Genomic DNA, 23,432 nt, shown 5'->3' with positions numbered 1-23,432 from the left:
TCGGTGCCTGCGGCTCCTACATCGGCACCCGCATCGTGACCTTCTTCGGGCGGCCGCCATTCCCGGGAATGAGCACGGTCACGACGCATTGACCGTCACCGGTCGGCTGCGCGGACAAGAGTTCGCCGCCGGTCTTGGCCACGACCTCGGCCGCAGCCTCCCCGCAATCGCCATCCACCTCGACAACCGCCGATGGCACGACAATCGCTGGCGGCGCGAATCCGGAAAGGCCCGCTGCTAGCGTTGCTATGATCAAGGGTGAGGACATGGACGCACTTTCAACTTGGGAAGCATCATTGCAAATTAAATAAACGATGCAGTCTGAATGGCAAATGAATGTCGGCCTAACGCCGTGGTTTCCCAAGGCGTTGCGGCAATTCTCTAGCGCAATCGCTTTCTCGCCGAAATACGGCCCCAGATCGCCACCAGCCCGCCCGCCGCCGCAGCAAGCGCGGTCAGGCTGTCCACCAACCCGCCCTGCTCGTCCGCGGCTATCTCCACACCGAGAAGATGGCTGCACGACGCAAGGATCGCAACCACGCCGCCCCACACAGTCTTCGACATATACCAGTTCTTCAGTTCACCCATCGCATCTTGCCTTTCCAGTTTGCTGTTTGCTTCCGTCACAGGTTCAGCACCGCCTGCGCCGCTACCCCGAGGGCAACCTTCTGCCCCTTCTGTCGCACGCGGACCGACAAAGCCGTCTGCGTCGCACCGAAATCGGCGATTTGCGAACCAGGCAGATAGTCAAAGACCGGTTCGGAGACATCCACCGCCCGCCTCACTGTCCCGCCGTCGAGAATTTCGAGACGATAGCGCTCCGCCGGTTCGTCGAGCGCGATGTCGCCGTCCAGCCAGTGATCGGCATCGCGGCGGGCGCAGCGGGTCCAGGTGATCCGGATGCCGCCGCTCACTAAGCGCCGTGCCCGCAAGTGCACCGGCGCAAGCGGCGTTTCGGCCCTCAAGCCACCGGCGAAGGCGAACGGCCCGACCGGGCCTGTCGTCTGTCCTCCCGCCTCCACGATCCAGTTGATCATCCGCCCGGCCTCGTCGACACTCAGTCCGAGCGGTTTGAGAGCCCCATTCAGCACGACCAGCGGCGCGCCCGCGGCCGCGCCCGCCTTCATCGCATCCGTGGTACCGTTGAGCCCGCGCAGAAGCTCGAAAAGCCGCCAGCGCCCGGAGGCGATTTCCTCGGCAACACGGAAACCGATGATTTCCCAGACACCGTTGGCCGCCAGGACCGCCAGGCGGTTCTGCCCGTTCAGGACGGCAAGACGATCTACCGAAGACAGGCCGCCGAAATGCAGGTCGAGCGTGATCGTCCGGGCCGCATCGAACCGGCCCAGCACCCCTGCGGCCAGGGCTTCTACGAGAACGCCCGTCTGCGACGGCTGGTCCAGCCTCGCGCGCGCCTGATACCCTTCGGTCGTCGCCGACGACGACAGCAGAGCGGTGCGCCAGGGCCGCGCAAAAACCGCGCCCCGGGCAAAGCTGGCCGCCTCGCCGGCCTCGTATTGCGGCAGATCCATCAGATGCACGATCGGCGAAAACCCGTCCGAGGGCGTGCGTGGCGGATCGACGGAGCGCTGCTGCGGGCTCGGCCCGCCACCGCTCGACGGCACGAAGGCCCGTGCCTCGATGGAGCGCACCGCCCCATCCTCGATCCGGCCGACGATGAAGTTTCCTGCCGGCCCGTCGCCAGGCGCCCCTTCGTTGGACGCCCCGCCTTCGAATGCAATGACATCGCCCGGCTCGATGTCGATCGCCGCCGGCGAAAGCGAAAAGCGGATGCTGCGGCGCGACACCTGATGATCCCGAAGCGCATCCTCCACGGCCGATGCGGCGGCACCGTCATGCATCACGCCCGGCACGGAGAGCCGCAGGACCCGGTCATTCGCAGGCGTCACGCGCCGCAACCTGGTCGTTGCCCGCTCATAGGCATTCACCGGATCCAGATGATCGAGAATGGCCTCACCGCCGAAATCGCTGTCATGGCCGCGCATCTCCTCGAACAGCGGCTGCCTGTCGATGTCCGCCAGAACCGAAATCGGCCGCGCCGCTGACGCCTGCTTCATGCGCGACCGAAACCGCAGGGTCGCGCCGTCTTCCACCGCGTCGATCTGCAGTGCCGCCATCAGCGGCTCCAGCACGTCCCTGGCCGAGGCCTGCTCCGATTGCACATAGCCGCCGAGATCACCGCTGACGAGCCGCGTGTCGCCGGCGTTAAAACCATGATCGGCAAGGATGGCGGCAATCACGTCCGCTGCCGTCGACGCCCCCAGCCGTCCATTCAGCCAGTGCCCGGTCTGCCAGTTGCCGCCATCGGCCCAGAGTTCCGTATTCTCCGGAAAGGCAGGCGCCGGCCGCGCGTCCCAGGTCCAGACGAACATGTGATCCGGATCGACGCTTTCAGGCGCATCCGGCCCCTGCCAGAAGGCATGCTGCGCTTCGAGAAACCGCCGTTGCATGGCGTCGCAGCGGGCGCCGTTCGAGAAATACGGAACCGCCGTCTCCGACGATTTCGGATCGGTGAAGACGTTCGGCTGATTAGCCCCCTTGTCGACCGCCGGGCAGCCAAGCTCGGTGAACCAGACGGGCTTGGAGGCTGGAACCCATGCGCTTGGCATTGGCTCCTCTGCACCGCCCACCCGGCTGCGATGCGCCTGCCTCCACCAATTGGCAATGTCCTTGTAGCGATAGACCCACGGCTTGCCCGCCAGCCCGTCCCTGATCGGCGTGCGGAAGCGGGCGCGGCGATCCGCATCATCTGCATAGTACCAGTCATAGCCCTCGCCGGACGCGACCATCGCCCGCATCGCGTCGGCGTCTTCGGCAAGCGCAAACCCATCCGGGTTGCCCGCGGAAAGATCGCCATCACGCCAATCGGACAGCGGCATGTAGTTGTCGATACCGACGGCGTCGATATCGGCCGATGCCCAGAGCGGATCGAGATTGTAGTGGACATCGCCGGAACCATCGGCCGGGTGATAGCCGAAATACTCGCTCCAGTCGGCGCCGTAGGTCAGCTTGGTCCCCGCGCCGAGAATGGCCCGGACATCGCCCGCCAGCCCGATCAGCTGCTCGACGAAAGGAAACGCGCCCGCCCCGTCGCGCAACTGTGTCAGCCCGCGCAGTTCCGAACCGATGATGAAGCCCTCGACGCCGCCCGCCGCATCCGCCAGCACCGCATAGTGTAGAATGAGGCGCCGATACCCCTCGTCGGCAGCCGCCGACGTCACCGAGGACCCGGATACCGAAAAATCCCCGGCGTCCGCTGCCCCGCAGAACGCTTCGACCTGCGCTCGCGCTGCCGCGGTCCGGTCAGCGCTCCCCGGTAGTCCCGGCGCCGGATAGGACGTGATTCGCCCGCGCCACGGATAAGCCGGCTGGCCCGTCCCGCCATAGGGGTTCGGCAGCGTGTTGCCGTCCGGAATATCCATCATCACAAAGGGATAGAGATAGACCTTGAGCCCGCGCGCCTTCAGGTCGGCGATGGCCGCCACGACGCTTGCATCGCTCGGGGTGCCGCCATAGGCCGGACCGCCGTCGTTCCGGCTGACCACCATCGCGCTGCCGCGCGCTATACCCGAGACCGACCAGGGCCGGCTTTCGTCGGCGCGCGCCGCCGTCTCGACACCCGGAAGGATCCGGCAATGGCCCGCCCTGAGATCCGTGCCGAACCAGGAAACCACGAGGGCGACGCGCTCAAGGTTCGGGCACAGAGCCTGCAACTCGTCGATCGACGCCCGCCAGTCCGAGCTCGCGTGAAAGACATTGCGGTTGATCAGCCGGCTCGCGCCGGCGCCCGTCTTCTCCGTGACTACGGACGGATCGTAGCCATGCTCGCTCGAGCCCGGAATGATCGTCACCGCCCGGATCGCGCTCTCCAGCCTGCCAACCGGCCGCAGCACCTCGAACTGGATCACCGGAATGCGGTTGCCGTAGCCATCAAGCGGAAAGCGCTCGAACACCGCATAGGCAAGACCCCGATAGGCCGGCGCCTTGCCCGCTCCCTGCTTGGCCTCGATCAGGGGATCGGGGAGCTGGTCCTGCGTTCCAGGATGGAGCCGCATCTCGACCCCGGTCAGGTCGATCTCGCGCCCGTCCGCCCAGACCCGCCGCACGCAGGCGATCTCGCCCTCGCAAATGCCGAGCGCGAAATTGGCATAATATCGAAAGGCTTCGACACGGGGCCCGCTCGCCTTGCCGCCCTGCCGCTCGACGCGCACCTCCTCTTCGAACCGCGTCGCCCAGATCAGCGTGCCGCCGATCCGTACGGTTCCATAGGCGCGCGTGATCGCCGTCCCTTCCTCCGCCCCCGGTATGCGTGCATCGCCGAGGCGCGCGCCGGATATCGTCGTCATCCCGTTGATGATCGAGCGGTCGACGATAGACCCGGCAAGCGCGCCGGCAGCGCGGCCCAGCACCGCGCCGACCGGACCGAATACGCTGCCGAGTGCAGCGCCGGCCGCCTGCAGAAGAATGGTTGCCATGAATGTCAGACCTTTTCGGGAAAACGAAACACCCCGGCGATCCGTCGCCGCCAGGAAGGCACGAGCGCCGATTCGATCACCGCCGCCTGCTCGTAGGCATGGATAAACCGGTCGCCAGCGCTTAAGATTCCGGCATGCTTGGCCGGCAGGTCCGGCCGCCAGCAGAACAGCAGCAGGTCACCCGGCCGCATCTCCGCCACCGAAAGCTCGGCCCCGAAATGCCGCCGTGCCGCGTCCCGCAGCCGATCCTCGCCGCTGCGTTCCGCCCAATCCGGCTGATAGGCCGGCGGCGTTTCCGGCTCGGCGCCATGAATCTCCCGCCAGACGCCCCGAACCAGCCCCAGGCAATCGCATCCGACCCCCTTGAGGCTCGCCTGATGCCGATAGGGCGTCCCGATCCAGCCGCACGCAATCTCAACAATCCGATCCGCAAATGCCGACGATACATCCTCCGCCTGAAGGCGTTCTCCCTCTTCTCCCCGCCGGGGAGAAGGTGGCGCGAAGCGCCGGATGAGGGGGGCGGCGCAAGACGCCGGAGCATCGTGATCCGCCGAACTCGCTTCACTCATAGAGCGGCCGCCCGTCATGCACCGTATCCCCATCCGCATAGCCGAACGCGAAATCCGTCCCGGGCATGTGCGGAAATCCTTGAAAGTTCACCGAATTGGAAAATTTCCGGCGACAGGTGGCAAAACTCTTGTCGCAGCCCGCCGTCACCGTAAACGTATCCCCGACGGCAAGCGGCAGTGGCGGCGGCAGCCAGAGCGACAGCGTCACCGCGCCGCCTTCTTTCCGGTGGTCCTCGATATCGCAAACATGCCCCGCATTCGCTCCCCTCAGGAAGCGAAACACGCCGTACCGATAAAATCCCGCTTTCGCCGCATTGAGCCCCGTCACCCGCAGCCGCGTCTCGTCAAGAACGGCCACAACCGCCCCCTCGCCGCGATAAGCCGGATCGCCCAGATTGATCTTGCAGCGTCCGTCGCCAAGCGTGGCATCGCAGGGTCGCCCGTAAATCCGTCCCTGCACCTGATCCAGCCGATGCGTCAGCCGCCGCAGCTCCGCGCGAAACGCGCCACCCGCCCGCGTCACATCGCCGATTTCCTGCACCCTGAGCAGCACATGCTGCCCCGGCGCTTGCCAGTTCACCTGGAACACCTCGACTTGGGCACCGTCATAGCGGCCGGCGAGCACATCCGCCTCGCTGATCGCCGCACTCGAAAATCCGCCCGTAACCTCGCCAGCCTCGACCGAAAGCCCGTTCGCCGCCTCGCTGTCGGCCGCCTGGAAGCCGCTGGCGGCCAGAAAATTCGTCCCGGCGAAAGCAAGGTCATGATCATGCTCGGTAAATCCAAGCACGACGCCATCGCGCCGCGTCACCCGCCAGCAATGGCACATCGTCGTCACGTCACCCGAAAGATGCGCGGCAAGTGCCGCAGGAAGCGTTTTCATGGCTTGATCTCCACCAGGGGAATCGATGGGATACGCCCGGCCTGGAATTGCGCCAGATCGATATCGATCCGGTCGGTATCGAAGCGCACCGGCACATCGAACTCGTAGCCGGCCCGAACGGCCGCGCCGCTCGCCGGAATTTTTGCGGGGATGAACGTCACGCGCCCCGTCATTGCATCGAGCGCAAAGTCGCCCGGCGCCGCCCGAACGCCGCCCACCGAAACGGCGACGCTCCCAGCCACCGGCTTTGCGATCTCGCGAATGCTCACGCCGCCTGTATCGCCATAGGTCTTGATCAGCTGGAACGTGGCAGTCACGCCGTCCCCCGTCCCGATCCCCTGGTCGTTCGCGTTCACCGTGCCGCCGGGCGCACAGGACTTGAAATCGACCGGATCGCGAAACCGGAAGCCATGAAGCTGTCCCGCCCGCGCCTCGAAAAATTCAAGCACGGCATAAAGGTCGGCGATCGACCTGATCCCCGAACCCGCATCATAGTGCCGGCGTGCATCGAGCCAGCGCCGGTTGCGGTTTTCCCGCCCGTTCGAAAGACTGACGATATCCGTCCGCCTGACCGGCCCGCCGCTCGTCCCGAGCGCCAGGCGCAAGGGAAACCGGACCTCGTGAAATCCTGTTGGCATGATGTTTTCCGTTGTGGGTGGAATCGGTTGGCTGAAAATCTTCACAGATCGCTGGATAGAACGGCAGCGGAATGCCCCTTATCAGGCACGTTCTCTTTGGCTGCGAAAAGACGGGACAAGGCAGACGACGGGAGAGACTTAGGTCCGGTCGCCAACTGCAATGTGGAATTGAACGCCAGCTTGGAACCGAAACCACTGGTGTTTGTCGGATTCGATTGCGGCGAAAGTCCTATCTTGCGATATTGCGAAAATCAGAGGCCCCCTTCAATCGGGAGTTCGCGACAATATCATCTGGAAAAGCGAGCTGCGGTCATGTTGAGGCAAGGCACTACAAAATTTACATTTCAACAGGTTGATGTTTTCGCCTCGCGGCCCCTGCGAGGCAACCCGCTGGCCGTCGTAGCTGGCGCTGACGCATTGACCGACGCGGAGATGGCCGCTTTCGCCAATTGGACGAACCTCAGCGAGACGACTTTTCTGCTGCAACCGAAAGCGGCTCATGCGGATTATCGCGTCCGGATTTTTACGCCCGTGCGTGAGCTGCCTTTCGCAGGCCACCCTACCTTGGGAAGTTGCCACGTATGGTTGGCTTCCGGCGGGAAGTCTAGCGGGAGCGAGATTATCCAGGAGTGCGAAGCGGGCCTTATCAGAATACGCCGTGACAAAGATCGGCTTTCCTTCGCGGCGCCGGAGTTGCGTCGTTCCGGGCCTCTGGAGCCCGAAATTTTTACGCAGGTTATCAAGGGGTTGCATCTTGCTGCCGACGTGATCATCGATGCGAACTGGGTGGATAATGGCCCCGGTTGGCTGGTAGTGCTGTTACGCTCCAAGGACGACGTTCTGGCGTTACGTCCGGATTTTTCAGTTCTGTCCGGCCTACGGGTCGGTGTCGTTGCCCCCTGGGATCCGGGGAAAGACGGGCGGGACGCCGATTTCGAGGTGCGCGCTTTTTCAGCTGCCGGTTTTGAAGACCCAGTGACCGGCAGCCTGAATGCGGGCATCGCCCAATGGCTGATCGGCAGCGGCATCGCGCCTTCAGCCTATGTCGCGAGCCAAGGTACTGTTCTGGGGAGGGCGGGGCGCGTCCATGTGGAACAAGTCGATGACGAAATTTGGATAGGCGGCAATGTTGCGACATGCATCGAGGGCAGTGTAACCCTCTAAAATTCAGCGACTGCCAGTTGCGACAGACAATCCATCAGCGTTCCACATTTTAGTTGGGGGCTGGGGTCAGAGGCAGGGACATTCTGAAGACGGGCGAGAGAGCGCTGCCTCACACCCCCCGCCGCCCGCGCCCGACCGTGCGCGTCAGCATCGCGGCGATCTGCCCCTCCGACTTGCGAAAGCTCTGCGCGTCGGATGCCGTGACGTTGAAGACGACATTCATCGGCGCCGCACCGCCCGAAGCGGCCACGCCAAGAGCGCCATCGGATCCGCGTTTCAGCGGCAGGATCGCCTCCGATCCCGCCTCGCCCATCAGCCCCATCTCCCCGGCCATCGGAAAATAGGTGGGCGTGGAAACGACGCCGCCGGCGGCAAACGGCGTCACCCGCCCGGGCACCCCGCCATCGGCAAAGGCTGTCGTCCCACCAAGGCTCCCCGTGAGCCCCGACAGGGCGGAACCAAGCAGCCCCTCCAGCGGCTTCAGGCCCGCCGAAAGCGCGATCTCCGTCAGCCTCAGCCCAGCGCTGCGCAAGACCTCTTCCAGCCCCTTGCCGCCGCGTGTCGCCGAAGTGAGCGCCCCCGTCAGCGCCGAGCCGAACGAGCGGGATCGCCCCTCCAGATCGTCGAGCACGTCCCTCAACGCCTCCGCATCGCCCGTGGCTGCGGAAAAATCCGTTTCGATGGTCATTGTTTCTCCTTCTAGTGAATAGTGAATAGTGAATAGTGAATGAAACCACTTTGCTATTCCTTGGCGGCAATATTAATTATTCATTATTTTCTACTCACTAACTCACTACTCACTACTCACTATTCGCTATTCGCTATCCGGAAACGCCCCCATCAGCGCCTCCAGCCCGGCCCGCTCCGGCACCGCGGCGCGCGGCCGCAACCCGCCCAAAGCCGCCTGCAACTCGCGCGGCGTCATCGCCCAGAAGTCCTTCGCTGGCAGCCGCAGCAGGCAAAGGCCGGCATGCATCGCCGCGTCCCATGGAAAGGGTTGAGGCCCCCCCTCGCCCGCTGCGGCCCTCAAGGGTTTGGCGCATCCTCCGCCCCGCCGAAGGTTGCCGTCAGCAATTCGGCCGTCAGCCGCGCCAGCCCGGCAATGCCGCCCTTAACGCTCATCACCGCCACGTCCTCGTCGGAGACCAGATTGCCGCCGCCGCGCAAGCCGGCGCCAAGGATGCGGATCATATCGTCCGCCTTCAGCCGCCCGGAGGAAAAACGCGCCGCCAGCGCCATCAGATTGTCGGCCGCAAAGGCCGTTTCCAGCTCGGCAAGGCTCCCGAGCGTCAGGCAGAGAATCCGCCGCTCGCCGTCGATCACCGCCTCCACCTCGCCGCGATGCCAGTTGGCGCGGCCTGTAGCCACATTGTGCCGCGCCATCAGAGCGCCGTAAAGGTCAAGGCGCCGGCGGATTCGAGCGCGATCTCGAACAGGATCTCGCCATCGTACTGGCCGGAATATTCAAGCGCCGTCACCTGGAACGCACCGGTCAGCGTACCGAAATCGGGGATGACGATCTGCCAGGCAAGGATCGATCCGTTGAAGAAGGCAGCACGCACCAGCGCATCCGAACTCTGGTCCTTGAAAATACCGGCGCCGGAGACCGACGCCCGCTGCACGCCCGCCCCGCCCAGCAGTTCCCGCCACCGCCCCGCCGATTCCGCGTCCGTCGCATCGACGGTCTCGGCATTGAACGCCAGCCGTTTGGAGCGAAGTCCCGCCACCGTCACGTAGCTGCCGCCATTGTCGATCTTCAACAGAAGATCCTTTCCCTTCTGCGCCACCATGCCCTGATCCTTCCTGAAACGATAAAGGCGCCCGCGAAGGCGCCGACAACATGCTCCTCAGCGAAACGTCACTCCGTCACCGCCCGAAACACCATTTCCGCGACATGCCCCTTCGCCTTGGCGTCCCTGCCGGTCCGGGTGCGCCGGTGAAGCAGGCTGACGAGCGAGAAGCCGGCAAGGTCGAGCGCGGCGTCATCCAGCAAGGCGCGCACGCGCGCCGCAATTTCCTGCGCCGCCCGGTTGCCGCCTTCGCCAGTGCGGACCTTAAGCGTCACAAAGTGTTCTTCGCCCACCTCGCTCGCCGTCGAGGCGTCGCGGCTCTCCAGGCCGGCAATCAAGATGCCGGGCCGGTGCGACCCCGTCTGCAGATGATCCCCTACGCCGCCATCCCCGAGCAGCACGATCAACTCGGCGTCGCCCGCAAGCCTCTGGTAGATCGCCTTTTGCAAGGCCGCAGCAGCGCTCATCGTCCCTCCTCCGTGCAGTCACACACCAGGTAGCGCCCTGTCTCGTCCGGGTCGCGAAAGGCCCGCACAGCGAAGATCCGCAGGCCCTTGCGAAACCGCATGCCCGCCTCGAGGTCATCGCGGAACCGGATCCAGATGCGATGCGTCACGGTAAAGACCTGCTCGTCAGCGCGCTCTTCGTGCCCGGAGGAAACCGGCTCGATCCGCGCCCAAAGCGAGGTGACGACGGAAAAACCCGTGACGACGCCGCCCTGCCCGTCGCTCACGTCATCGCGTCTCTCCAGTTCCAGGCGCGCCGACATCTGCCCCGGATCGAGGGTGATCGCCCGCATGGTCAAAGCCCCCGCCGGCGAAACGGCGCGATCAGCCGGTCGTATCCGGCCGGCACCGCCGCCGGCTGGTCGTCCGCGACAACCGCGCCACGGAACTCGCAGAGCAGCGCCACGTGCAGCAGCATCGCCCGCTTCAGCGTGTCCGGCACGTCGGCGCCGGTTGCGCCGAAACCGGCGGAAAAGTCGATTTCGATGCCATGCATCGCCCGTCCCGGCGAGGGCTGCTTGGGCAGGACGAGCCGCGCCGGCCGCGCCTGCCCGTCAAGCACGAAGCCGGAAACCTCGATCTCTCCCGGCATGCCCGCCGCATCGTAAACCGTAACTGCATCAATCGTTTGCACCGGCCCTCTGACAATCTGAATCACCCGCGACGGCGGCCAGTCGTCGAGATAAAGCCGGAAGCTGCGCGTCAACAGCGCCAGCCCGGTCTCCCGCTCCAGATGCTCGCGCACCGTGCGGATCAGGGATGAAATCAGCGGGTCCTCGGCCACAGTGTCGAGGCGCAGATGCGCCTTCGTCTCGGCAAGCGTCAGCGGCTCGCCGATGGGCGGCGTCAGTTCACGAATGGTCATGGAGATCTCCGTCGAGAGCAATTCCAGCGAGCCTTTTCGGCGGCTCGGAGAACACGGAAATGCTCGAAAGGCACGAAAAGATGGACGGACGCGGTGGGAGGGGTGCCGCGTCCGTCCCTGCGCCAGCGGCAGGGAAAACCGCCGGCGCGAAGGCTTGCGCCCCTTCGAGAAAGGGCCGCCTTACGTTTTTTCAAGATGCCGCGAATTTGACGAGCTTGATAGCCTCGAAATTTTGCACTCCGCCGCCGACGCGCTTGGTCGTGTAGAACAGCACGTAAGGCTTGGCGGAATAGGGATCGCGCAGCACCCGCACGCCAGTGCGGTCGACGACGAGATAGCCGGCGGCGAAATTGCCGAAGGCGATCGAGGTGCTGCCCGCCGCGATGTCCGGCATGTCCTCGGCCTCGGCGATCGGGAAGCCCATCAGGGAGGCCTGCTGGCCGGCCGTCGCCGGCGGCCGCCACAGGTAGTTGCCGTCGGCGTCCTTGAATTTGCGGATCTCGGCCTGCGTCTTGCGGTTCATCACGAACGAAGCATTCTGCCGGTGCCCCGCCTTCAGCGCATAGATCGTGTCGATCAGCGTATCGGACGGGCCGCTCGCCTTGAAGGCGCCGCTCGCACCCGTGGCGATATAGCCGATATTGCCCCAGCTCCAGCCGCTCTCCGCGACATTGGTGTAGCTCAGGAAACCCTTCGGCTTGTTGGTGCCGTCGCCGTTGACGAAGGCCGTGCCTTCCTGCTCGCCGAAGGCAATGTCCACCTCCGAGGCGATCCAGTTCTCGATATCGACCGCCGCATCGTCGAGCAGCGCTGCCGTTGCCGCCGGCATGGCGTAGAGTTCCATCGTCGGAAAGGACAGCTCGGCCAGTTGCGGCGTCGTCGTCTGCGGCCGCGCCGCGGTTTCCGCCACCCAGCCGGTCGCCATGCCGGCAAGCGCAAACGGCTTCTTCAGCACCGCACCCGAAACCTGCCGGACCGTCGCCATCGCCCGGATCGGCGAGACCACTGAAAGGCGGCGGCCGATCTCGGTGTCGGTCTCGTTCGGCACCAGATAGCCGCCGTCGCTCGCCGAGCCGATCGACAGCGCCTTGGCCTCCAGCTCGCGCAGAGCCTGCTCGTCGCCGCGGCGGATGTAGCTTTCGAAGGCCGCCTTGTGCTCCGACGCCTCCAGGCTTGCCTCACCGCTGCGGCCGAGCGCGGGCCGCGCCTTCTTCAGCGCCATCTGGTCGATCAGCCGCTTCTGCTCGTCCATGGCGCGGCTGATGCGGTCCATCTTGTCACGGGTGACGACATCGGCAGTCAGCTTGCCTTCCAGTTCGCAAAGCCGCCGGTCATTGGTTTCCTTGAACGCCTCGAAGGCACCCATGAAATCCTCGAAGGCGGCGGTCATCGTCTCCGGGCCCATCTTGATCTCAGGGGCACCCTTGATCTTGATCTCCGCTGCCACACTGCTCGTCCTGCTCATTGGCATTTCCTTCTTGTCAGAGCTTCATCATCCGGGCCGCCCGCCGCATGGTGCGCACGAGCTCCGTTTCCTTGTCGCGGAAGAACCGCGCGTTCTTGACGTTCGACACCCGCGCCGAAGGCAGCATCGGAAAGGTGACGATCGAGATTTCCCACAGGTCGGCCTCGAGGATGCGGCGCACGCCGCCCCTGTCGGTCTTCGCCTTGACGGTCTGGAAGCCGATCGACAGCCCGTCGAGGGCGCCAGCCTTCATCAGCTGGTGCACTTCCTGGGCGCGGGCGACGCCGGGCGAAAGCAGCCCCTCGACATAGAGCCCGCGCGCGTCCTCGCGAATCGTCTTCCAGGCGCCGAGCGGCTCGCCCGGATCGTGCTGGAACAGCATGCGCACGCCACCGGCGCCACGCCGGGCAAGCGATTGCGAAAACGCCCCCGGCTCGATCGCGTCCTTGCCGAGATCGACCTCGCCGAAGATGCTGGCATAGCCGGAAAAGCGCCCCTCGCCGGTCACACCAGAAAGCGTCAGATTGGCAAACTTCTTCGTTCGCCAGACAGGCAAGCTGTCGGTCGTCATGGGTATTCTCCAATGTTTGATTGTTTGCGTGGGCTGGCGAAGAGCGAGTAGCGAGTAGCGAGTAGCGAGTAGTGAGTAGCGAGTAGTGAGTAGTGAGTAGTGAGTAGTGAGTAGTGAGTGTGCGGCAAGCAGCCAACGACAGCCGCTGCAACGCCCGTGAACCCCTATTCGCTATTCGCTATTCGCTATTCGCTACTCACTACTCGCTACTCACTCACTCCCTCTTCCCAAACCTCTCCGCCACCCGCACCGCAGCCCCCAGCGCCCACCAGGCGAGAAGACTTGCCGCGGCCGATCCGGTCAGCATCACCTCGGTGCCGGACAGGCTGCCGTCGATGCCGAGCCTGGAGACGATCCAGAGCCCCGCCGGTCCGCCGAAGATCAGTCCGCAGGCCATGCCGGTGAAGAAGCGGGAACCCGCCTCGCGCTTCCCCTTGGGCAGCATGTAGACAAGCGACACGGCAGCACCGGCCGCCGAGCCGATACCCTTGGCGGCCCAAAGGCCAGGGTCATTGCCAAAATCAGCCATTTGTTAAGCCCTTGATGCTACTGTTGGATTTGGTCATGGCTCAGGTTGGGCGATCTTCCTGTCGAAGGTCCGCCGCCGCCTGACCTCGCGTCCGCTGGGGCGGTTTTTGCGAATCTTTTGAATCGCTTGAGCTGGAATGCCTTAGAAAAGGATTCAATCGCTTCACTCATTGAATCAATGCCGAGCAGTCGGCGTGAGGTCGCGCACGCAAGCCATTGATAAACCAGGAACTCGGTTAGGGCTCAGCGCACGCCGCTACGCCTCGAAATCGTCCGGCAGCTCATCGTTTTGATCCGGGACGCGCGGATTCTGCCGTCCGTGCCGAATGGCAAGGATCACAATCGCGCCGCCAGTCTCGACATAGTCCAGGATATAAGGCGCCGACACATAACGCCGCACACCCGGTATCATCGGCATCGCCTCTCCAGCATGGGGATAGTCACCGATAATCTCTGCGGCCTTCCTGATCTGCCGTGCCGTCGCCCTCGCCGCCCTTTTGTCAAAACGCCCGAGATAGGTTTGCTCCGACCTGAGATAAGCCAGAGCTCGATCGGAAAAGCGGACCTTCATCAGGCGGCGTCGTCTTCAGCAAGGCGATCGAGTTCGTTCAGAACAACGTCCTCGTCATGGACCTTGCCCTCTTTCACATCTTGGAGACCTTGTGCGATCTCCAGAATGTCTGCACCTTCGTTGAGAAGATAGTAACGCAGGGCCCGAACCATCACCCAGCTACGGGATCGTTCGGCCGTTGCGGCGATTGTCTCGATATCGGCGAGGATATCGACCGGCAGACGCAGCGCGATCGGATCGGACAGAACAGGCTTTGTCATCATCGCCTCCATTTGTTATACGCCGTATAACAAAATATCAGTGATCATCCCGGCCCTCAATACCCCACCGCCTGCCGCTTCTCCTCGTCGGTCAGGAAATCCGCGTCCTTCACCCTGGCCCAGACGTCGCTGCGCTCCCCCGTCAACCCCGTCACCTGGTCGAGATCCGGCACCAGTTTCAGCGTCTCGCCGAACCGCGCCGACAGCCAGCCGGAGAGCGCCGAGGCGGTGCGGCCGATCAACGGCAGCACCGTCAGCCGGTAAAAGGCCCGGTTGGCCTCCTGGTAGTTGGCATAGGTGTTGTCCCCGGGAATGCCGATCAGCATCGGCGGCACGCCGAAGGCGAGCGCGATATCGCGTGCCGCGCCGTTCTTCGCCTCGACGAAATCCATGTCCTTCGGCGAAAGCCCCATCGCCTTCCAGTCGAGCCCGCCTTCGAGCAAGAGCGGCCGCCCAGCCCTGATCGGCCCGGAATAGCCCTCGTCGAGCTCCGTCTTCAGCCGGTCATACTGGTCGGCGGACAGATTGCCGCCCTCCTTCGGCTGATAGACGAGCGCTCCCGAAGGCCTGGCCGAATTGTCGAGCAGCGACTTGTTCCAGGTCGCCGCCGCATTGGAGAGATCGAGCGCCATCTGCGCTGCCGCAAGCGGCGGAAATCCGAGATGATCGTCGAGCGGGTGAAAGAGCCTGAGGTGCAGGAGCCCGCCCTCACCCGCCGCGATCCGCCTGAGATGGTTGCCGACCCGGTAGTCATAGGCCTCCGGCCAGCCGTCCCGTCCTTCGCGGATGCTTACCCGGTCCGGCCGTAAGAGATGCAGTTCGCGCAGTTCTTCGCCGATGATGACCGCATCGACATAGGCATTGCCGGAGAGCAGCAGGTGGCCGTAGAGCGTCTCCAGGAAATCGACCCCGGCCATGCGGCCGTTGGGCCGCGCCAGGAGCGAAAGCAATGGGTGCTCGCTTCGCTCCCCGGTTCCTTCGTAAAGCAGCAGCGGCACCGCTGCCGCCGCTTCCGAAATCAGCCTTACCGCCCGGTGCGCCACCGGGTTCCTCATGAAGCCCTCGCGCGCCAGTGCCGCATAGGACCGCCCGGTCCAGTGCGCCCGCCCCTCATGCGCAATCGCGATGAAGCCGGACACGGCCTTGGTTTCGGCCACGCGCTCGCTCTCTGCCGCGCGCCGCCACGGCAGACGAAATGGATGTTTCATTGTCTCGATCCTCGAATATACCGATGGGTTGACAAGGAAGCGCTTCCCGCTTGCCCCTCACCCCTGCCCCTCTCCCCGCAGGCGGGGAGAGGGAAACGCGGAGTTTGCCGCTTGTCCCTTCTACCCGTTTTGACGGGGAGAAGGTGGCCGGCAGGCCGGATGAGGGGCAGCACGGTGGCATCATTCGACGCACAGTGCCTTAAACAGCAGACCGGCCGACCGCCGGCGGCACGCCCGATGCGAGCCGGAGCGCTGCGAGATACCGCCGGCCGTAGCTCGCCACCAGCTCCGCCTTGTCGCGGCCGTTGATGATCCGCCGCGCGCCCGTCCAGCAGTCTCGCGAAAGAGAGAAATAGTCGGAAAGCCTCTTGCCGGTAAAGGCCCCGCTCTGCATGCCGGCAAACAGGATATCGACGGCGACCGTGAGCTCCATCGCCCGCTCCGGATGGGTGAGCAGGTCGATCCCTGTCGCCTGCGCCATCGTCGCGTAGTTGACCCTGTGCGTCAGTTGCACCAGCCCGCGCCCGAGCCAGCTCTTGCCCTCGCCGTCGCGCCGCCAATAGGGCGTCGACACCGAAGGCAGTCCGCCCTTGCGAAACTGCGCCTCCAGAATGGCGATCGCCCGCTCGTCGCTCGTGGCGAAGGTTTCGCGCACAGGCTGCATCGTCCGGCCCGTCTCGTGATGTGCCGTGGCCAGCATATAGGCGAGCCAGCGCCTGTCGGCCGGCTCCGGCATCCGCGCCCAGCGATCGAGAATCGCCGCCAGTCCATCCACCTGGCCCCGCTTCAAGGCACCGTCGAAGAGTGATGCACGTACTGCTTTGAAAAACACCGTCCGATCCACCGCTGGTCTTCCTCCGACGCCATGATCATGTTGAAAAAAGTCGTGACGCTAAATCGATTGAACTAATTTAAATCGTTTAATCCGTTTAATCTGCTGATTTACTTTGCCTTCGCGATGTGGAATTTGAAGATGGCAAGATGATATTGCCCTTTCATCGAGGAGGTTCGCATGAACGCAGAGACCAAGATCCCGGCCGACGCCACCCGCGCGACCGTTCCACAGCATATCCTTGACCGCTTCGAAAACGTCTGGCAGCAGATGCGCATCAACGCCTCCTCCACGCAAAAGCTGCCCACCGGCACCGACGACAAGCGCTGATCCTTCCATCCCTGTTTTTTGACCGCCAGCGGCGCTGAGCACGGAACCTTTCGGCGCCGCCACCGTTACCGGACGTTGCAAATATCAAGGAGAGGATGCCCATGCCGGCCCAGCCAATTTCCCAGGCCCAGTTCGAACGCCTCGAAAGCGAATGGCGCCAGATGCGCGAAAGCGCCGCGGCCAGCCCCAAACCGTCCACCGTCACGCCGCGCAAATAATCGCGCGTCCACCTCCCCTTGGGGGAGGGTCGGAGCGAAGCTCCGGGGTGGGGTGACCTTCCGCGACACGCAATGGATCATCCCCCGCAGCTCGTTGCGACATCCCCTCAAGGATAGAGCTATTGCGGCTTGCTCCCTCTTCTCCCCAGAAGGTGGCGCGAAGCGCCGGATGAGGGGGCCGGCTGGCGCTGAAATTGCCGCCCCTCATCGCCTCGCATACGCTCGGCACTTCTCCCCGCTGGGGAGAAGAGGGAGACGGTCGCAACCGCCTTCGCTCCATATGTGGCGCCCCTCTCAAGGAGAGATATCGCGACGTGACAGGGATAATTCGCAAGCGCTCTTGTCAGTTCACTTTGCTAGCACCGTCAAATCCCCCTGACTCGCGGTTCGCCGCCGCCTTCCAGCATCAGCGCCGTCAGCGCCCAGACCAGCGCATCGAGCCGGTCCGGCGAGCGTCCCGATGACAGCCCGTCCGGCCCGAAATCGCACATCTGGTCCTCGAGCGCCGGAAACGAGCCGGCATGCACCACCCGCCCCTGCTCGTAGAGCGCTGCAACCGGTTCGGCTCGCAGCCATTTTCCGCGCGAGGCCCTCACCGCCGTCACCGGCAGCCCGGCGTCGATGCCCTTCAGCACCGCCTGCACCATGTCGCCGCCCTGGTTGACCTCGGCCACGATCCGGTCGGCATCGAAGCGGCGATAGGCCTTGACCACGGCACCCGCCCATCCGGCCGGGCTCGCGCCCTCGACCGAGCAGTCCGCCAGGACGACGCCGCGCCCGGTCCGGTCGAGCCCTGCCACAATGATACCGCAACAGGAGTCCCGGCCGACGCCTGAGGGCGGATCGACCGCGACGACGATGCGGCCGAGCGGCCCGGCGTCGCGCAGTTTCAATGCCTCGATCGCCGAGCGCGACCAGAGCGCGTCGTCGCGATCCTCGATCATCTCCCCGTCGAGTTCCTGTCGCCCCAGTCGCGTGCCGCCATAACGCCCGGCCATGGCGTCGAGAAATCCCGGCGCCAGGTTTGCGGCATTGTCGCTGGTGCGGATCCTGCAGGTCGCCGTGCCGGGATCGGCGATCAGCGCCTTCAGCACCGGCACCGGCCGCGGCGTCGTCGTCACCAGCGCCCGCGGATCGCTGCCCAGCCTCAAGGCAAACTGCAGCATGTCCCATGTTTCCTGCCCGTGTTTCCATTTGCCGAGTTCGTCGCACCAGGCATAGTCGAACTGCGGCCCGCGCAGGCTTTCCGGGTCCTCGGAGGAAAAGATCTGCGCCACCGTGCCGTTCGGCCAGACGAGCCTGCGCCGCGATGCCTCGAATTCCGGCCGGTTCTTCCAGGCGATCCGGCAGATGCCGGAAACGCCGTCGATCATCACCTCGCGTGCGTCGCCCAGCGTCTCTGCCACCAGCGCGATCCGCAAACCCGGCCGCGCGCCCGCCAGTTGCTGCACCCATTCGGCGCCCGCCCGCGTCTTGCCCGAGCCGCGCCCGCCCATCAGGAGCCAGACCCGCCACTCGCCCGGCGGCGGCCTTTGCTCGGCGCGGCACAAACGCCGCCAGTCCCGGCGGTAGCGAAGGAGGAACGCCCGTTCGGCGGTGCGGATAGCGGAGGACGGCGGCCTCACGAGACGCCCCGGCGCGGGACTTCCGCCCGAGTCCGCCCCGTCTTGCGCCATCGCCGGCAGTGAAGTCTGAACGCTTGCGGCCGGGCCATCCGGTTCCTCGCGCCCGGTCGCATCGGGCACGGGCCCATTTTCGTACGGAGATCGATGGCGTTCTTGCGCGCCCCCGCCGCCGCTTCGTGGCATCTCCGCCTCGAAGAGTAAGTCAGGGAGCGAGCGGCCGGCCTCGTGCCGATCTCCCCCCTTGAGCGGGAGATGCCCGGCAGGGCAGTGAGGGGTCGAAACGTTCGAAATGTCATCTCCGGAGCACACCGCATTGGTTTCCGTCTGCAGCGTTCGCGCACCTGCCCGGTCGAGTATCCCCTGCAGCGTCCCGGTTGCGCGGCGGAAATCGGCGTCGATCCCCTGCGCGCCGTAGATGAACTCCGCCGTGATCTTCCCGATCTTAAGGCACCCTTTCTTCGTCCGAAGCCGGTCCTTGCGCAGTTCCGGGCGGGCTGTCGCCGGCGGTGCCGAGGCTGCGTCGGGCGCCCCCGCCGTCATCATCGGCGCTCTTGTTCGGTCCGGCACGGCTGGAGAGGCGGGCATCGACGCGCGCTTCGATGCCAAGCTCGATTTCGGCAACGAAGGTTTCATACGCTTCCTCGTCGAAGGCGGCTTCTGCCTGGACCTGCCTGTCATGCGTAATCGTCCTCTGCAGGCTGTCGATCTTTTCCAGCGTCCGCACGATCAGCGACATCGCCTCGATGCTCGCCTTGGCGTCGGCCTGAATCAGCTTGCGGTCGATGTCGCCCTCGGCCCCGGTCTCCCGCTCGCGCGCCGCCTCGCGCAGCCGCTGGAACTGCTGCATCTGTTCGCGCAGTTCCTTGGTCATGCCGTTCAGCATGTCCTGCAGGTCGTCGAGCGAGGTGCTCTCGGCCTTCCTGTCGAGAATGACGTGCCGCGCCAGCGCCTCAAGTTCCGCCTCGCCGCCCGGCCGCAAGCCATCATAGACCGGCGCCTTCGACCAGAAACCGAAGAGCTCCGGATCGAAATCCAGATCAGACGTCATGGCAATGTCCTTGAAAACAGCGTCGTTACGCTGATGGCGGTGTCGCCACCCTCCCCCTTGAGGATAGGGTGGGAGCCAAGCTCCGGGGGTGGGGTGACGCTTACGAAGAGAGCGAAGCCGCCATCCCACCCGCACTTCTCCGACTGTACCGTAACCCTATCAAACCACCGTGACGCCGTCAAGGATTATTTTCCTATTCCTGACAATTTTTCGTAATTTTGCACATTGAACGAGGCGTGATACTCTTTCCGGCATGAGAGCCGAGGACTTGGAAAAGCGGGCTCTGAGCCTGCCAGGCGCGGTCGAAAGCGCCCATTTCGGCAAACGCGACTTCCGCGTTGGCAAGCGTATCTTCATGTCCCTGCCGGAAGCCGGTCGGGCCGTTTTCAAGTTCACCCCCGATCAGCAGAAGATGCTTCTCGAAACCGAGCCCGGCGTCTGTGCCGCCGTCCCGGGCGGCTGGGGCGAGAAGGGCTGGACCTCCGTCTGGTTCGCCGATGCCGACGAAGACATCATCGACCACGTGATGGAAACCGCCTGGCGCAACGTCGCCCCGAAGACCCTGCAGAAGATCGAGGAAACCCTGCAGCAATCCGAGCAGCTTGCCGAATAGCCTACCGTTTTGCCTCGGCCTCCACCGTCAGCGGCCAGTCGACCAGATAGTCCTCGAAATCCTCGACATCGACGTCATCCTCCGACACGGTGCGGCCGCGCGCCGAAATGCCGGCCTGGTGCACCGTCTCCGGGTCTCCGGACACCAGCGGGTGCCACCAGTAGAGATCGTGCCCGTCGCGCACCAGCCGGTAGGCGCAGGTCGGCGGCAGCCAGCTCAGCGTGTCGACCTCCTCCGGCGTCAGCTGGATGCAGTCGGGCACGGTCGCCTGCCGGTTCGGATAGTCCTTGCAGCGACAGCTCTCGCCGTCGAGCAGCGTGCAGCCGATATTGGTCCAGGCGACCTCGCCCGTGTCCCAGTCCTCCAGCTTGTTGAGGCAACAGAGCCCGCAGCCGTCGCAGAGGCTTTCCCACTCCGCATTCGTCATTTCGGCCAGGCTTTTCATCTTCCAGAAGGGCTCGGCGCCCATGATCCTGATACTTTCCTGCGTTTGATCTAGAGCATGATGCCGAAAAGTGTTTGCGGTTTTCGGACGACATCATGCTCTATACCTTTGATTCTAGAGCGGATTCAGATTTCAAATCGATGCGACCTGAAATCACCCGGCTCTCGTGACATTTTACAAAAGATTGCCGGTTTTTTAAGGCTCATTATCGATATCGCCGTAGAATAGAAACCCGCCCCATGCAAATATCGCCCCGGGGGCACTCATGCAAATATCGCCCCGGGGGCACTACAGTAGCTGCGAGACCGCCGTGCACAATCCACGCGAAGACGACAACCGGATGGAGGAGGACCGCGTCCCGCAGCAGGACCGCCCGAGGAAGCGTCATATCCTGCTGCGCATCGACAGCTGGATCGATTCCACCGTCTGGAATGCCGGCTTCCGCCTCGGCGTCTGGTGGGAGGACATCACCATCTTCTTCCGGCGCTTTACCGTGCGCGGCTGGAAGAAGGCGCTGTTCGAGGTGCTCGGCGAATGCATGACCTGGGGCACCGCCGGCTCCGTGCTGATGCTGGCGCTGGCGCTGCCGGCCTTCGAGGAGACCAAGGGCAACTGGCGCGCGCAGAGCGATTTTGCCGTCACCTTCCTTGACCGCTACGGCAACGAGATCGGCCATCGCGGCATCATCCACGAAGATTCCGTGCCGATCGACGAATTGCCCGATACGCTGATCAAGGCGGTGCTGGCGACCGAGGACCGCCGCTTCTTCGATCATTACGGCATCGACTTCCTCGGCCTTTCGCGCGCCATTTCCGAGAACGCCCGCGCCGGCGGCGTCGTCCAGGGCGGCTCGACGCTCACTCAGCAGCTCGCCAAGAACCTGTTCCTGTCGAACGAGCGCACCATCGAGCGCAAGATCAAGGAAGCCTTCCTCGCCGTCTGGCTGGAATGCAACCTTTCGAAGAAGGAGATCCTCCGGCTCTATCTCGACCGCGCCTATATGGGTGGCGGCACGTTTGGCGCAGCCGCCGCCTCGCAGTTCTATTTCGGCAAGAACATCACCGATATCAATCTGGCCGAAAGCGCCATGCTTGCCGGCCTGTTCAAGGCGCCGGCGCGCTATGCGCCGCATGTCAACCTGCCGGCCGCCCGTGCCCGCGCCAACGAGGTCCTGACCAACCTCGTTCAGGGCGGCCTGATGACCGAGGGCCAGGTGATCGCCGCCCGCCTCAATCCGGCGACCGTCATCGACCGCGCCCAGGTCCAGGCCCCCGACTTCTTCCTCGACTGGGCCTTCGACGAGGTGCAGCGCATCGCCGCGCCCTTTGCCCAGCATTCGCTCATCGTGCGTACGACGATCGACATGGGACTGCAGCAGGCAGCCGAGGAATCCGTCGAATCCAGTCTTCGGCAATATGGCGAAAGCTACAAGGTCAAGCAGGGCGCCATGGTGATGATCGAAAACGGCGGCGCCGTGCGCGCCATGGTCGGCGGCAGGGACTATGGCGAAAGCCAGTTCAACCGCGCCACCAAGGCGCTGCGCCAGCCGGGCTCGTCGTTCAAGGTCTACACCTACACAGCCGCGATGGAAAAAGGCTTCAAGCCGGACTCGGTGATCAGCGACGCGCCGGTCACCTGGCGGGGCTGGTCGCCGCAGAACTACGCCCGCAGCTATTCCGGCCGCGTCACGCTGCTGACCGCCATCGCCAAGTCGATCAACACCGTGCCCGTCCGCCTCGCCAAGGACGAGCTCGGCACCGAGATCATCGCCGCCACCGCCAGAAAGATGGGCGTCGAAACCCCGATCCGCACCGACAAGACCATGCCGCTCGGCACCTCGGAAGTCACGGTCCTCGATCAGGCGACCGCCTACGCCGTCTTCCCCGCCGGCGGCCTTGAGGCCCGCCGCCACGGCATCAGCCAGATCCTCAATTACGACGGCGACATCCTCTACGACTTCAGCCGCGACGCGCCACCGGCCAGGCGGGTCGTGAGCGAAGAAGCCAATGCCAACATGAACTTCATGCTGACCCAGATCCCGATCATCGGCACCGCCCGCAAGGCGGCCCTCGACAACGGCATCGTCGTCGGCGGCAAGACCGGCACGACGCAGGCCTATCGCGACGCCTGGTTCGTCGGCTTCACCGGCGATTACACGACCGCCGTCTGGTTCGGCAATGACGACTACACGTCGACCAACAACATGACCGGCGGCTCGTTGCCGGCCATGACCTTCAAGCGGCTGATGGATTATGCCGAGCAGGGCATCGAGCATCGCGCCATCCCCGGCATCGAAAACCCGCTGCCGGGCCCCGATACCAGGAAGAAGGAGGCGCAGGTCGCCGCCAACAAGCCCGAGGACGAAAACGCGCTGCCGCCGCTCGTGCGCCCACGCTCGCTGTCGTCCGACGTCACCCGACTGTTGAAATCGATCGCCGAGAAATTCAACACCACGCCTCCCCTGAAGGCGGCGCCCACCGACCTGCCCGGCAAGGTCGCGGTAATCGACCCGCAACGCACCGGCGAGATCGTCAAGGGAGGGCGCAATGCGGGGCGCTGACGTTTTCTCTTCCGTTGCAGCCGGAATGACAGGTCTCTCCTCAGGTCACCCCCCTCTGTCACTGCGTGTTCGGCGCGGGAGCGTTCACGTGATGTATGCTTGGTGTAATCCGCTCTGTGGGCAACTCGGCAATTCGCCGCTCACCCCCCTCTGTCACTGCGTGACATCTCCCCCTCAAGGGGGGAGATCGGAGGCGGCGGTCCTTTTGCCAGAACGGCGGCGACAGAGCTTGCGGCAAGCGCTATGG

At 64.5% G+C, this 23,432-nt stretch carries 27 protein-coding genes; 4 read left to right on the top strand and 23 right to left on the bottom strand.

What is annotated here, in order from left to right:
• Positions 1-16: 16 nt before the first annotated feature.
• The 6 genes from JNB71_RS12800 to JNB71_RS12775 all read right to left on the bottom strand — a co-directional run bounded on the left by JNB71_RS12800 (position 17) and on the right by JNB71_RS12775 (position 6,586).
• Positions 17-268: a hypothetical protein gene (locus JNB71_RS12800; RefSeq protein WP_018329586.1), complete on the bottom strand. Its 252-nt coding sequence runs from the start codon at positions 266-268 to the stop codon at positions 17-19.
• Positions 269-381: 113 nt separating this feature from the next.
• On the bottom strand, positions 382-588 hold the full coding sequence (locus JNB71_RS12795; RefSeq protein WP_220372132.1) for a hypothetical protein: 207 nt from the start codon (positions 586-588) through the stop codon (positions 382-384).
• A gap of 35 nt (positions 589-623) precedes the next feature.
• Complete coding sequence (locus JNB71_RS12790) at positions 624-4,496, bottom strand: baseplate multidomain protein megatron (RefSeq protein WP_220372131.1); 3,873 nt, start codon at positions 4,494-4,496, stop codon at positions 624-626.
• 5 nt (positions 4,497-4,501) lie between these two features.
• Entirely contained in the window at positions 4,502-4,918 is a 417-nt protein-coding gene (locus JNB71_RS12785; protein ID WP_220372271.1) for an NlpC/P60 family protein, read from the bottom strand.
• 139 nt (positions 4,919-5,057) lie between these two features.
• Positions 5,058-5,948, bottom strand: coding sequence for a DUF2163 domain-containing protein (locus JNB71_RS12780; RefSeq protein ID WP_220372130.1), 891 nt, complete (start codon positions 5,946-5,948; stop codon positions 5,058-5,060).
• Positions 5,945-6,586 (bottom strand): TIGR02217 family protein, encoded by a 642-nt coding sequence (locus JNB71_RS12775; protein WP_220372129.1) that lies wholly within the window; start codon positions 6,584-6,586, stop codon positions 5,945-5,947. Before JNB71_RS12775 ends, JNB71_RS12780 begins: the two co-directional genes overlap by 4 nt.
• Positions 6,587-6,898: 312 nt before the next feature.
• Here JNB71_RS12775 and JNB71_RS12770 point away from each other — a divergent pair, with 312 nt between their 5' ends.
• Positions 6,899-7,750, top strand: a complete 852-nt coding sequence (locus JNB71_RS12770; RefSeq protein ID WP_220372270.1) for a PhzF family phenazine biosynthesis protein — start codon at positions 6,899-6,901, stop codon at positions 7,748-7,750.
• A 109-nt stretch (positions 7,751-7,859) separates the two neighbouring features.
• On the opposite strand, the gene JNB71_RS12765 is transcribed toward JNB71_RS12770, so the two are convergent.
• From JNB71_RS12765 to JNB71_RS12700, 14 genes are all read right to left on the bottom strand, one after another.
• A complete protein-coding gene (locus tag JNB71_RS12765; RefSeq protein WP_220372128.1) occupies positions 7,860-8,438 on the bottom strand; it encodes a phage tail tape measure protein in 579 nt (192 codons plus the stop codon).
• A 126-nt stretch (positions 8,439-8,564) separates the two neighbouring features.
• Positions 8,565-8,780 carry a rcc01693 family protein gene (locus JNB71_RS12760; RefSeq protein WP_220372127.1) on the bottom strand — a complete coding sequence of 72 codons (216 nt, stop codon included), beginning with the start codon at positions 8,778-8,780 and terminating at the stop codon, positions 8,565-8,567.
• On the bottom strand, positions 8,777-9,133 hold the full coding sequence (locus JNB71_RS12755) for a gene transfer agent family protein (RefSeq protein WP_220372126.1): 357 nt from the start codon (positions 9,131-9,133) through the stop codon (positions 8,777-8,779). The genes JNB71_RS12760 and JNB71_RS12755 overlap by 4 nt, the downstream gene beginning before the upstream one ends.
• Positions 9,133-9,540: a phage major tail protein, TP901-1 family gene (locus JNB71_RS12750; RefSeq protein WP_220372125.1), complete on the bottom strand. Its 408-nt coding sequence runs from the start codon at positions 9,538-9,540 to the stop codon at positions 9,133-9,135. Before JNB71_RS12750 ends, JNB71_RS12755 begins: the two co-directional genes overlap by 1 nt.
• A 68-nt stretch (positions 9,541-9,608) precedes the next feature.
• A complete protein-coding gene (locus JNB71_RS12745; RefSeq protein ID WP_220372124.1) occupies positions 9,609-10,007 on the bottom strand; it encodes a DUF3168 domain-containing protein in 399 nt (132 codons plus the stop codon).
• Positions 10,004-10,339, bottom strand: coding sequence for a phage head closure protein (locus JNB71_RS12740; RefSeq protein WP_220372123.1), 336 nt, complete (start codon positions 10,337-10,339; stop codon positions 10,004-10,006). Before JNB71_RS12740 ends, JNB71_RS12745 begins: the two co-directional genes overlap by 4 nt.
• A 2-nt stretch (positions 10,340-10,341) precedes the next feature.
• Positions 10,342-10,911 carry a head-tail connector protein gene (locus tag JNB71_RS12735; RefSeq protein ID WP_220372122.1) on the bottom strand — a complete coding sequence of 190 codons (570 nt, stop codon included), beginning with the start codon at positions 10,909-10,911 and terminating at the stop codon, positions 10,342-10,344.
• Positions 10,912-11,101: 190 nt separating this feature from the next.
• Positions 11,102-12,376 (bottom strand): phage major capsid protein, encoded by a 1,275-nt coding sequence (locus tag JNB71_RS12730; protein ID WP_220372121.1) that lies wholly within the window; start codon positions 12,374-12,376, stop codon positions 11,102-11,104.
• Positions 12,377-12,392: 16 nt separating this feature from the next.
• On the bottom strand, positions 12,393-12,947 hold the full coding sequence (locus tag JNB71_RS12725; RefSeq protein ID WP_220372120.1) for an HK97 family phage prohead protease: 555 nt from the start codon (positions 12,945-12,947) through the stop codon (positions 12,393-12,395).
• 214 nt (positions 12,948-13,161) lie between these two features.
• The gene (locus JNB71_RS12720; RefSeq protein ID WP_220372119.1) at positions 13,162-13,476 is read right to left on the bottom strand and encodes a DUF6107 family protein; all 315 of its coding nucleotides are present in this window, start codon (positions 13,474-13,476) and stop codon (positions 13,162-13,164) included.
• Between the two features lie 255 nt (positions 13,477-13,731).
• Positions 13,732-14,046, bottom strand: a complete 315-nt coding sequence (locus JNB71_RS12715) for a type II toxin-antitoxin system RelE/ParE family toxin (protein ID WP_220372118.1) — start codon at positions 14,044-14,046, stop codon at positions 13,732-13,734.
• Complete coding sequence (locus JNB71_RS12710; protein ID WP_220372117.1) at positions 14,046-14,306, bottom strand: CopG family ribbon-helix-helix protein; 261 nt, start codon at positions 14,304-14,306, stop codon at positions 14,046-14,048. Before JNB71_RS12710 ends, JNB71_RS12715 begins: the two co-directional genes overlap by 1 nt.
• A 56-nt stretch (positions 14,307-14,362) precedes the next feature.
• Positions 14,363-15,514 (bottom strand): phage portal protein, encoded by a 1,152-nt coding sequence (locus tag JNB71_RS12705; protein ID WP_220372116.1) that lies wholly within the window; start codon positions 15,512-15,514, stop codon positions 14,363-14,365.
• Positions 15,515-15,713: 199 nt separating this feature from the next.
• Positions 15,714-16,346, bottom strand: a complete 633-nt coding sequence (locus JNB71_RS12700; RefSeq protein WP_346657258.1) for a hypothetical protein — start codon at positions 16,344-16,346, stop codon at positions 15,714-15,716.
• Between the two features lie 180 nt (positions 16,347-16,526).
• On the opposite strand from JNB71_RS12700, the gene JNB71_RS12695 reads away from it, so the two are divergent.
• A complete protein-coding gene (locus JNB71_RS12695; RefSeq protein WP_220372114.1) occupies positions 16,527-16,676 on the top strand; it encodes a hypothetical protein in 150 nt (49 codons plus the stop codon).
• 583 nt (positions 16,677-17,259) lie between these two features.
• Here JNB71_RS12695 and JNB71_RS12690 read toward each other — a convergent pair.
• Both JNB71_RS12690 and JNB71_RS12685 read right to left on the bottom strand, forming a co-directional pair.
• The gene (locus JNB71_RS12690) at positions 17,260-18,570 is read right to left on the bottom strand and encodes a DNA-packaging protein (RefSeq protein ID WP_223215844.1); all 1,311 of its coding nucleotides are present in this window, start codon (positions 18,568-18,570) and stop codon (positions 17,260-17,262) included.
• 391 nt (positions 18,571-18,961) lie between these two features.
• Positions 18,962-19,567 (bottom strand): hypothetical protein, encoded by a 606-nt coding sequence (locus JNB71_RS12685; protein ID WP_220372113.1) that lies wholly within the window; start codon positions 19,565-19,567, stop codon positions 18,962-18,964.
• 253 nt (positions 19,568-19,820) lie between these two features.
• On the opposite strand from JNB71_RS12685, the gene JNB71_RS12680 reads away from it, so the two are divergent.
• The gene (locus JNB71_RS12680; RefSeq protein ID WP_220372112.1) at positions 19,821-20,180 is read left to right on the top strand and encodes an MmcQ/YjbR family DNA-binding protein; all 360 of its coding nucleotides are present in this window, start codon (positions 19,821-19,823) and stop codon (positions 20,178-20,180) included.
• Between the two features lies 1 nt (position 20,181).
• Here JNB71_RS12680 and JNB71_RS12675 read toward each other — a convergent pair whose 3' ends face one another.
• Positions 20,182-20,649 (bottom strand): YcgN family cysteine cluster protein, encoded by a 468-nt coding sequence (locus JNB71_RS12675; RefSeq protein ID WP_220372111.1) that lies wholly within the window; start codon positions 20,647-20,649, stop codon positions 20,182-20,184.
• 316 nt (positions 20,650-20,965) lie between these two features.
• Here JNB71_RS12675 and JNB71_RS12670 point away from each other — a divergent pair, with 316 nt between their 5' ends.
• Positions 20,966-23,185 (top strand): transglycosylase domain-containing protein, encoded by a 2,220-nt coding sequence (locus JNB71_RS12670; protein ID WP_220372268.1) that lies wholly within the window; start codon positions 20,966-20,968, stop codon positions 23,183-23,185.
• Positions 23,186-23,432 lie beyond the last annotated feature (247 nt).

The organism is Rhizobium herbae (assembly GCF_019511375.1).
Taxonomy (GTDB): domain Bacteria; phylum Pseudomonadota; class Alphaproteobacteria; order Rhizobiales; family Rhizobiaceae; genus Pararhizobium; species Pararhizobium herbae_A.
This window is presented reverse-complemented; position numbering and strand designations above follow the sequence as displayed.